General features: G+C 64.1%; 4 protein-coding genes. 2 read left to right on the top strand and 2 right to left on the bottom strand.

Translation table 11 applies throughout. The features are described from left to right. Positions 1–346 precede the first annotated feature (346 nt). Together V7Q31_RS18930 and V7Q31_RS18935 are read right to left on the bottom strand one after the other, a co-directional pair. Entirely contained in the window at positions 347–667 is a 321-nt protein-coding gene (locus V7Q31_RS18930; protein ID WP_333835386.1) for a hypothetical protein, read from the bottom strand. Positions 668–837: 170 nt separating this feature from the next. Then, entirely contained in the window at positions 838–1,095 is a 258-nt protein-coding gene (locus V7Q31_RS18935) for a hypothetical protein (protein WP_333835387.1), read from the bottom strand. Positions 1,096–1,398: 303 nt separating this feature from the next. Between V7Q31_RS18935 and V7Q31_RS18940 the strand changes: the two genes are divergently transcribed. Then, positions 1,399–1,641: a MarR family winged helix-turn-helix transcriptional regulator gene (locus V7Q31_RS18940; protein ID WP_333835388.1), complete on the top strand. Its 243-nt coding sequence runs from the start codon at positions 1,399–1,401 to the stop codon at positions 1,639–1,641. Further along, entirely contained in the window at positions 1,634–2,041 is a 408-nt protein-coding gene (locus V7Q31_RS18945; RefSeq protein WP_333835390.1) for a DUF2000 family protein, read from the top strand. Before V7Q31_RS18940 ends, V7Q31_RS18945 begins: the two co-directional genes overlap by 8 nt. Positions 2,042–2,054: the final 13 nt, after the last annotated feature.

Below are 2,054 nucleotides of genomic sequence, written 5' to 3' on the forward strand. Positions count from 1 at the left end.
CTAATCGGCGCGCCCGCCGCGCTCGGGCAAGCGAGCGACGCGGTGTGATGGACTATGATATCGCCGTCTCCGTCCCAAAGCATCCGCCGGCGACCCCTGTGACGCATCAATCGTTTGTGACCCCGTTCGGCGTCCGACCCCACCCTGATCCAAATCAAGACGCCGCGCATCGTAGAACGCGGTCGCGGGGGTCGCATATCGCCCACGTCCGCCGCGGTGGCGCAATCCGCATACTGGGCACCGAGGCGGCGCGACCGCCGCTGCCCGAGCTACACCCGCAATCTGAATCTCATTGACGAACGTGACACCCGCAGCGATGTGCAGGGCCGCGGCGCGCGGAGATTCCCTAACGCCCCGCGCTGCCGAACTTTTTGGAGGCGCAGCCGCCTTCACTCTGCTTCGGTAGATGCGCGTCGAGGACGGCGCGAACGAAATCTTCGCGGCGCTCTGGCGGCATCATGTTCACGACGGCTGCGAAGACGCCCAGTGCGCGTCCAGCTGGGCCTTCAAAGGAAAAACGACAATCCCAGAGCGCGTTCTCGGAAAAGTTGACCGCCCCCACTCCAGCGAACACCAATTCGCACCGCTCGAACCGACATCTCATGAAGGTCTTGCCGTCCATCAAGATCCTTTGATCTGTAAAGCAGGCGTTCACGCTTGTATTCATCTATCTCTCCTTTTTGCTATTGGAAGCATGACGCGAGCTGCTCCCACGCCATTGGCGACGCTCTTGGACCGTCAACTCCCAAAGAGGAGATTGGTTCACGAAAGCAGACGTCGCCAGAACGCGCTGACCTTTTTTGGTATGGACGGGGTCACCCCCCACCCGACACTTGTTCACACTCTGGCCGCCGCCGCGGTCATTCGTATGCGCACCGTGACGGACAGGTCGCGTGAGGCGGTCAGCGCGGCCGCGAGGAACTCGATGGATAGGAAGTCGCTGACTGACGGCATGCCGATGCCCCGCGCCGGCCGTGCCAGTCCATGCGGCGGTCGTGGCTTCGCGGTGATCGCGCCGCCCTCGTTCTCCCACTTCGCAAAGGCTGGGCTCGGCGCCGCAGGCGGCATGCCCCGGCTTTCGTCCGGTTGTGTCATGCCCATATCCTTTTTCTGATCAAGTTGGATTTCTCGGCTGGAGAGATTCTGTTCTTCAGATCCTCCTGTCTGTTTTGATTCCGGTCGATCCGATCCGCTCGACCGATCGCCCAAACCTTGGCCGGCTTTTTTCGTTCAATCTACTTTCGGAATATACGCATCAGTGTAGGTCGTCGCGGGGTCCCGACGCCGATCGGCGTCACAAGCGATTGATCTTTCCTGGGCAAGAGGCGTCCCAGCATTACTCGTATCGACAGGCGCTCCTCCCGACGCCGGCCGGTCGCGGGCGCATGGCGCAATGTGGTGACCGGCGTCGTCGACCGGCTCGAGGCGCAGGGTCTGATCGAGCGTCGCCCGGACCCTCAGGACCGCCGCATGCACCGGCTCTTCCTGACGGAGAAGGGGTCGGCGCTGCGCGAGCCTCTCGACGCGGCCATGGAAACGCTGAACGCGGAGACGGCGCGCGTTGCGGGGTCCCATGCGGAGACGCTCGTCCCGGCCCTGCGCGCGCTCGGCCGTCGCAAAAGGTGGGACGGGGATGCTTGACACGAAGATCGCGCTCGTCGTCCGTCACGACCTCGCCGTCTGGCAGAAGCTGAACGTCGCCGCGTTTCTGACGAGCGGCGTCCTCGGCGCGGCCAGCGAGTTCCTGGGCGACCGATACGAGGACGCGGCGGGCAACCTCTACACCCCCCTCATCGTTCAGCCGATCATCGTGCTCAGCGCCGACGCCGCCAGCCTTCGCAGGATCCACGGCAGGGCGATGGAGTGCGGCGCGCGGCTGTCGATCTACATCGAGGAGATGCTTGAGACCGGTCACGACGCGGCGAACCGCGCCGCGGTAAAGGGCCGTCGGCCCGAGGAGATGAGCGTCGTGCGCCTTGGACTGCGCGAGGATCGCAAGCTCGTGGACAAGATCACCAAGGGCGCACGGTTGCACCTGTGAGGGTCCACCTCGT

The organism is Rubrimonas sp. (assembly GCF_036788415.1).
In the GTDB taxonomy this organism is placed as follows: domain Bacteria; phylum Pseudomonadota; class Alphaproteobacteria; order Rhodobacterales; family Rhodobacteraceae; genus Rubrimonas.